At 67.5% G+C, this 7781-nt stretch carries 6 protein-coding genes and 1 pseudogene; 4 read left to right on the top strand and 3 right to left on the bottom strand.

The window, feature by feature from the left end; translation table 11 throughout:
• Window positions 1-56 precede the first annotated feature (56 nt).
• Window positions 57-1958, top strand: coding sequence for a bifunctional copper resistance protein CopD/cytochrome c oxidase assembly protein (locus FXN61_RS23920; protein WP_167976289.1), 1902 nt, complete (start codon window positions 57-59; stop codon window positions 1956-1958).
• 18 nt (window positions 1959-1976) lie between these two features.
• Here FXN61_RS23920 and FXN61_RS23925 read toward each other — a convergent pair whose 3' ends face one another.
• Genes FXN61_RS23925 through FXN61_RS23935 form a run of 3 tightly spaced genes read right to left on the bottom strand, consistent with a single transcriptional unit; the run spans window position 1977 to window position 4308 of the window.
• Window positions 1977-2774 (bottom strand): ABC transporter permease, encoded by a 798-nt coding sequence (locus tag FXN61_RS23925; protein ID WP_167976280.1) that lies wholly within the window; start codon window positions 2772-2774, stop codon window positions 1977-1979.
• A gap of 8 nt (window positions 2775-2782) precedes the next feature.
• Window positions 2783-3706, bottom strand: coding sequence for an ATP-binding cassette domain-containing protein (locus FXN61_RS23930; protein WP_167976281.1), 924 nt, complete (start codon window positions 3704-3706; stop codon window positions 2783-2785).
• Window positions 3703-4308, bottom strand: coding sequence for a TetR/AcrR family transcriptional regulator (locus FXN61_RS23935; protein ID WP_312877951.1), 606 nt, complete (start codon window positions 4306-4308; stop codon window positions 3703-3705). The genes FXN61_RS23930 and FXN61_RS23935 overlap by 4 nt, the downstream gene beginning before the upstream one ends.
• Before the next feature lie 257 nt (window positions 4309-4565).
• Between FXN61_RS23935 and ssb the strand changes: the two genes are divergently transcribed.
• The 3 genes and pseudogenes from ssb to FXN61_RS23950 form a co-directional block, all read left to right on the top strand.
• On the top strand, window positions 4566-4961 hold the full coding sequence (ssb, locus tag FXN61_RS23940; protein WP_167976282.1) for a single-stranded DNA-binding protein: 396 nt from the start codon (window positions 4566-4568) through the stop codon (window positions 4959-4961).
• A gap of 265 nt (window positions 4962-5226) precedes the next feature.
• Window positions 5227-6903, top strand: a complete 1677-nt coding sequence (gene ettA, locus FXN61_RS23945; RefSeq protein ID WP_167976283.1) for an energy-dependent translational throttle protein EttA — start codon at window positions 5227-5229, stop codon at window positions 6901-6903.
• 317 nt (window positions 6904-7220) lie between these two features.
• Window positions 7221-7781, top strand: a pseudogene (locus FXN61_RS23950) (hypothetical protein); the annotation flags it as partial.

Consider the following 7781-nt stretch of genomic DNA (forward strand, 5'->3'; position numbering starts at 1 on the left):
CACTAGAGGGTCGTAGGCTCCACGACGTGGTAATCGAACGCTCCACCAGAACGGGTTTGGTGCCCCTTGTAGTCATCGGCTTCGCAGTGGCGGCTCTTGTCGCCGTCGCGTTGAGCGCGCTCTCGGGCAACCCTCCTGCAGGGCTGCTGATCGTGCGCGTGCTGACCGAGACAGGCGCGGTGGTGACCATCGGCTCGTTGCTGTTGGCGGCATTCCTGGTGCCACCGCAGAAGTCCGGCACTCTCGCAGCCGACGGGTACGCCGCGATGCGCACCGCCGGGTGGTTCGCGCTCGTGTGGCTGGTGGGCGCCGTGCTGTCGGTGCCGTTCACCACGGCGGCCGCGATCGACAGGCCGGTCGGCTCGTTCACCTTCAGCCAGATGATCGCGACGGCGATGCTGCTGGAGCAGTCCAAGGCGTGGCTGCTCACGGCGATCATCGTGAGCTTGCTCGCACTGGGCTGCCGGTTGGTGCTGTCGTGGGGGTGGACGACGGTCCTGCTGTTCCTGGCGATCTTCGCGCTGGTCCCGGTGGCGGTCACCGGGCACTCGTCGTCCGGCGGCTCGCACGACATGGCGACCAACAGCCTGTTGTTCCACCTCATCGCCGCGGTGCTGTGGGTAGGCGGCTTGATCGCGTTGCTCGCGCACGGCAGGCGTGGCGGCGCGCACCTGCCGCTGGCCGCGACGAGGTTCTCGAAGCTCGCGCTGGTCTGCTGGACCGTCATGGCCGTCTCGGGCGTGGTGAACGCGCTCGTGCGAGTCACTCCCGTCGACCTCGTCACGTCCACCTACGGCTGGCTGACGCTCGGCAAACTGGCGTGTCTGCTGCTGCTCGGCGTGTTCGGCTACTTCCAGCGCGAACGTGGCGTCAAGGGCGTTGTCGACGGCAAGCCGCACGCGTTGCTCAAGCTCGCGGGCCTCGAAGTCCTGCTGATGATGTTCACGATCGGTCTGGCCGTGGCGCTGGCGAGGACGCCCCCTCCGTCGGGCAGCGTCGAACTGCCCAGCCGCACGGAGATCGCCATCGGCTACGACCTCGACGGGCCGCCGACGCTGGCGCGCATCCTGTTCGACTGGCGCTTCGACCTGATCTACGGAACCGCGGCGCTGGCCCTCGCGCTGCTGTACGTCCTGGGCGTGCGCAGGCTCGTCAAGCGCGGCGACAAGTGGCCTGCCGGACGCACGATCGCGTGGCTGTGCGGGTGTTTCTCGCTGCTGTTCGCGACGTCGTCGGGCTTGGGGCGGTATTCGCCGGCGATGTTCAGCGTGCACATGGAAGCGCACATGGTGCTGTCCATGCTGACGCCGATCCTGTTCGTCCTGGGTGGCCCGGTCACGTTGGCGTTGCGCGCGTTGCCGGTCAACAAAGAGGTGCCAGGGCCACGCGAGTGGGTGCTGGCCTTTGTGCACTCACCGGTCGCACGCGTGCTGACGAACCCCTTCGTGGCGTTGGCGTTGTTCGTCGGTTCCTTCTACGCCCTGTACTTCTCCGGCCTGTTCGAGGCGGCGCTGCCGTTCCACTGGGCGCACCTCGCGATGAACGCCCACTTCATTCTCGCCGGTTACGTCTTCTACTGGCCCGTGATCGGCGTGGACCCGTCACCGAACAAGCTGCCACCACTCGGCCGGTTGGGGCTCTTGTTCGCGTCGATCCCGTTCCACGCTTTCTTCGGCGTCGTGCTGATGAGCTCCGCGAACGTCATCGGCGAGCAGTTCTACCGCGGCCTCGCATTGCCGTGGGTGCAGAACCTCTTGGAGGACCAACGGCTTGGCGGCGGCATCGCCTGGGCGGCGGGGGAGATCCCGTTGCTGGTCGTGATGGTCGCCCTGCTCACGCAGTGGGCACGGCAGGACAGCCGTGACGCGAAACGGTTGGACCGCAAGGCCGACGCCGATGGCGACGCCGACCTTGAGGCCTACAACGCGATGCTCCGCAAGATTGCCGGAAAGGGTTAACACCGCAAGGACAAGGAGCTACACAGAAAGCGGCCGGCGGAACCCGCGGACCGCGAAGAACGCACCGACCGCGGCGATCGCGCCGCTCGTGACCAGCGCGCCGGCCACACCGGTGATCGGGTGGGCGAGTGCCAGGCTGCGGGCGGCGTCGACCGCGTAGGTCAGCGGGTTGACCTTCGCGATCGCCTGCAGCCAGCCGGGCAGGCCGCTGACCGGTACGAACGCGCTGGACGCGAACATCAGCGGGAACATCGCGAGGAAGCCGACGGTCTGCATCAGCTCCGCCTTGCGCACCCACGCGGCGATCGCGATGAACACCCAGCTCAGCGCCCATCCGACCATCAGGGCGAGGCCGAGCGCGGCGAGGGTGCCGAGGATGCCGCCGTCGGGCCTGAACCCGAACACCAGCACGCCGAACGCGATCATCAGCATGAGCTGGAACGCGGTCCGCACGGCGTCGGACAGGTTGCGTGCCAACAGAACCGTGCTCGGCCGGATGGGCAGCGAACGGAACCGTGCGAGCACACCGTTCGACATGTCCTGCACGAGTCCGATGCCGGACGCGAGAGAGGACTGCATCGCGGTGTTCACGAGGATCGCCGGTAGCAGGAAGTTGATGTAGGTCATGCCCGGCGGGAAGTTCGCCGTGGACGTGATGCTGCTGAAGATCTGGCTGAACAACGTCAGCATGATCAACGGCTGCAGCACGCTGAAGAACACCAATGCGGGCGTGCGCAGGAGTGCGCGCAGAGAACGGCCAGTCAGCACGAGAACCTGTGTCGGGTAGCTGCTGCCGTGCCAGGTCAAGGTCGCCATGATTCCCCCTAGTTCGCGGCGAGAGTGAGGTAGACGTCGTCCAAAGTCGGCTCGGCGAGGCCGATTTCGTGCGCCTCCAGGCCGTTGTCGTCCAACGCGCGCACGACCGTCGCAAGGTCGCGTGACGCGCTGACGGGCGTGGTGAGCGTGAGGCCCTCTGCGACGGGGTGGAGTCCCACCGCGTTGATCGCCTTCAGTGCGGTGTCCACATCGGACGCCGAGTCGAGCGTGACGGTCACGGTGCGCTGGCCGACCTGCGCCTTGAGCTCGGAGCTCGTGCCGGACGCGACGACCTTGCCGTGGGACAGCACGGTGATCGAGTCGGCGAGCCGGTCCGCCTCGTCGAGGTACTGCGTCGTGAGCAGCACGGTGGTGCCGTCCGCGACGAGCTTCTCGACGATCTCCCACATCGCGAGGCGGCTGGCCGGGTCGAGTCCGGTGGTCGGCTCGTCCAGGAACAGCACCTCGGGCCGTCCGACCAAGCTGGCCGCGAGGTCGAGCCGGCGCCGCATGCCGCCGGAGTAGGTCTTGGCGTTGCGCTTGGCGGCGTCGGTGAGGTCGAACTGCTCCAGCAGGTCGTCCGCGCGCTGGTGGGCCTGCTTGCGGCTGGCACCGAGCAGGCGGGCGATCAGCACGAGGTTGTCGTGGCCGCTGAGCTGCTCGTCGACGGCGGCGAACTGGCCGGTCAGGCCGATGCGGCTGCGGACCTCGTGGCTTTGCTTCACGACGTCGAAGCCGGCGACCTTCGCGCTGCCGCCGGACGGCGGCAGCATCGTGGTCAGAACGTTGACGAGCGTGGTCTTGCCGGCGCCGTTGTGGCCGAGCAGGCCGAGAACGGAGCCTTTCTTCGCGGTGACGCTCACGCCGTCGAGCGCGTGCACGTCACCGAACTTCTTGCTCACCTCGTTGGCTTCGATCATGAGCTCACTCATTTGTCTCCCCCTGTGAGTGCGCCGTGCAGGAAAAGGTCGACGATGACGTCGGGTTCGGCGGCGGTCTGGCCGAAGCCAGAGCCCATGCGGTTCGTGAAGACGGCGCCGAGCAACATCCGAGCGGCGAGGTCGGGGCTGACGCGCAGCTCCGCGTCGCCGAACAGGCCGGCGACGGCCTCGGACAGCTGTTGCATGCCGATCGGCGGTCCCTTGTGCTTCTTGTGTTCCTCGTCGTGCGGTTGGTAGCCGGTCTCGCGCAACGTGCCGATGAGGCCCCACATGCGGTCGAGGTATCCGCTGAACGTGGCGACTCCCGAGGTCAGCCGTTGCTCCAACGGCACGTCCGTCGGGATCGCTTCGAGGCGGGCGACCTCCTCGTCGGAGCGCAGCGCGCGTTGGATGCACGCGTCGAGCAGTTCCGCCTTGTCCTTGAAGACGCGGAACACCGTGCCCTCCGCGATCCCGGCCGCGGTGGCGATCTGGCTGGTGGTGACGTTCGCGCCGTCCTTCACCACGAGCGGCAGCGTGGCCTGGACGATCGCTTCGCGGCGATCTTCCGGGCTCATCGCGGGGGCGCGGCGGCGGCGTGGTTCCTCTGGCACGTCCACCACTGTATGAGTGAGCACTCACTCATGTCAATGAGTGGGCGCTCACTCACTCATTCGCTCGCTCGAGCGCCGCACTAGCACACAGGTCCGACAATTTCGCGGTTCGAGGTGGTCCAAGATCCTGACCTGTCCACAACCCGCGAGTAATCCACAGATTCCCGTCCGCCCCGCCCGCACGGCCCGCCCCCGGAGCAACCTGGACCGGCAACCCCGCAACTCTGGAGGCGAACCCGATGTCCTGGAATTCCACGGTGGTCACAGTCGTTGGTCATGTGGCGAGCGAGATCTCGTACAAGTACGGCGCGGACGGCAAGACCAACGCGTTCTTCCAGATCAACTCGACCGAACGCCGGTACAACACGTCGATCGGCGACTGGGAGGACGGCGAGTCGATCTGGCTCGGTGTCTCGTGCTGGCGCAAGCTCGCCGAGAGCGTGAAGACCACGCTGTCCAAAGGTGATCCCGTGATCGTCCAGGGCAAGCTGCGCATGCGGCACTACGAGAAGGACGACGTGAAGAAGACGGCGTTCAACCTGGACGCGCAACACGTCGGACTGGATCTGAGCCGCGTCCAGTCACTGGGCGCCGCTCCAGTCGTTGAACCGCGGGTCGGCGAAGATCTCGTGGAGGAACCCGTGCCGTTCTGACCTTGCGCCGTTCGGGCGCAACCGAGCACGGGAACTCGGGAACCCGCCCGATCCGGCGGTACCGCCGGAGAAGATGTACGCACAGCAATCCACGAAGGAGGGAAGCTCGTAGATCGGGGCCGATGAGGACCGGTCGCCGAGAGTCGTTCACGTTCGAACGGAACGGGCTGGTCACCGAGTCGCGTGACGCTTGATCCGAGGGTGAACGCCTGCTTGTCGGCGACCGAGGTCAGGAGCCTCTGAGCACCGCTCTACGATCGCCGCCATGGCCGAGTTCATCTACACCATGAAAAAGGTGCGCAAGGCGCACGGTGACAAGGTCATCCTCGATGACGTCACGATCATGTTCTACCCCGGCGCGAAGATCGGTGTGGTCGGTCCCAACGGCGCCGGCAAGTCGAGCGTGCTCAAGATCATGGCGGGGTTGGACACGCCCAACAACGGCGAGGCGTACCTGTCTCCCGGGTACACCGTGGGCATCCTGCAGCAGGAGCCGCCGCTCAACGAGGAGAAGACCGTCCTCGGCAACGTCCAGGAGGGCCTGGGCGAGATCAAGGTGAAGCTCGACCGCTTCAACGAGATCGCCGAGTTGATGGCGACCGACTACTCCGACGAGCTGATGGAGGAGATGGGCAAGCTCCAGGAAGACCTGGACCACGCGAACGCGTGGGACATCGACTCCCAGCTGGAGCAGGCGATGGACGCCCTTCGCTGCCCGCCGCCGGACGCCGACGTCACCAAGCTCTCCGGTGGTGAGCGCCGCCGGGTCGCGCTGTGCAAGCTGCTGCTGAGCAAGCCCGACCTGCTGCTGCTCGACGAGCCAACCAACCACCTGGACGCGGAGAGCGTCCTGTGGCTGGAACAGCACCTCGCGCAGTACACCGGCGCCGTTCTTGCCGTCACCCACGACCGGTACTTCCTGGACAACCTCGCCGAGTGGATCCTCGAGATCGACCGGGGCAGGACCCACCCGTACGAGGGCAACTACTCCACCTACCTGGAGAAGAAGGCCGAGCGTCTCGCGGTCCAGGGCAAGAAGGACCAGAAGCTGCAGAAGCGCCTGAAGGACGAGCTGGAGTGGGTGCGCTCCGGCGCCAAGGCCCGCCAGGCCAAGTCCAAGGCGCGTCTCGACCGCTACGAGGAGATGGCGGCCGAGGCGGAGAAGACCCGCAAGCTCGACTTCGAGGAGATCCAGATCCCGCCGGGCCCGCGTCTGGGCAACGTCGTGGTCGAGGCCGAGAAGCTGAAGAAGGGCTTCGGCGACAGGGTGCTGATCGACGGGCTGTCGTTCACGTTGCCGCGCAACGGCATCGTGGGCGTCATCGGCCCGAACGGCGTGGGCAAGACGACGCTGTTCAAGACCATCGTCGGTCTCGAGCAGCCGGACGCCGGCGAGGTGAAGGTCGGCGACACGGTCCTGTTGTCGTACGTCGACCAGAACCGCGGCGGCATCGACCCCAAGAAGAACGTGTGGGAGGTCGTGTCCGGCGGGCTCGACTACATCCACGTCGGCAACGTCGAGATGCCGTCGCGCGCGTACGTCAGCGCCTTCGGCTTCAAGGGCCCGGACCAGCAGAAGCCCGCGGGCGTGCTGTCCGGTGGTGAGCGCAACCGCCTGAACCTCGCGCTCACGCTCAAGCTCGGCGGCAACCTGATCCTGCTGGACGAGCCGACGAACGACCTGGACGTCGAGACCCTGGGCTCGCTGGAGAACGCTCTCGAGCAGTTCCCCGGCTGCGCCGTCGTGATCTCCCACGACCGGTGGTTCCTGGACCGAGTCGCCACGCACATCCTCGCGTGGGAGGGCACGGACGAAGACCCGTCGAAGTGGTACTGGTTCGAGGGCAACTTCGAGGGCTACGAGAAGAACAAGCTCGAGCGCCTGGGTGCCGAGGCCGCGAGGCCGCACCGTGTCACGTACCGCAAGCTGACACGGGACTGAGAGGGCAACGGCGACGTCGTGGCGGCGAGGGGCGAGACGCAGGCGAACGTCGAGGTGAGCACGCTGGTCGTGCCCGCCTGGCGGCTGCGTTGGCGCGCACCGGAGCTCGCTCTGGTGCTGGGTGAGCGCGCACTTGCGCTCGCCTCCGCCCGTCACGACGAAGCCGACCGCCTGCGGGCGGAGTCGCTGGTGGTCTTCGCGGGCAACCGCGTCGGCCGCGGCGTCCGCATCGCAGACCGGGCGATCGACGCGTTGAAGGCGGCGGAGATCGCCGGTGAACACGAGACCGCGTGGCTGCTGCGGGTGGAGCTCGCGGCGTGCGCGCGGTCCGTGGGCGCACCGCTCACGGGGTTCGCCGCGGTGCGCCCGTGCTGGAGGCGCCGGACGTGCCCGCGGAACTGCGGGCGTCGGCTCTGGTGCAGGCCAGTGAATGCCTCGTCACCGTCGGCCGTGGTGACGAACCCACGCTGGCGCTCGCGGAGGCGGACCAGCTCTACGTCACCGACACGACCATCGACGACGACACCCGCCTGTTGTTGCGCGGCTTGATCCGCGCGGTGCAGGCAGCCCAGCACCGGCGGTGGGGTGACATCGCCGCCGCCATCGGTGCCGCGCGCGAAGGCCTAGACCTGCTGAGCAGGTTCGCCGATCCGTCGGCGGACAGCGGCCAGGGCCTCGGCCGGCTGACGCTGGAACTGGTGCTCGCGTTGATGGACGCGAACCGGCTGCTCGACGCGAGCGAGGTCGGCAGCCCGATGCTCGACCGACCGGTGCGCGCGCGTCGGCGTCCACGACGGGCTGGCTGCGGCTGGCGTTGGCGACGCGCGTGCATCTGCCTGCCGGCAGAGTCGCGCTGGCCCGCGAAATGCTGCGCGAAG

This window comes from Lentzea indica, from assembly GCF_012184385.1.
GTDB classification, from domain to species: domain Bacteria; phylum Actinomycetota; class Actinomycetes; order Mycobacteriales; family Pseudonocardiaceae; genus Lentzea; species Lentzea indica.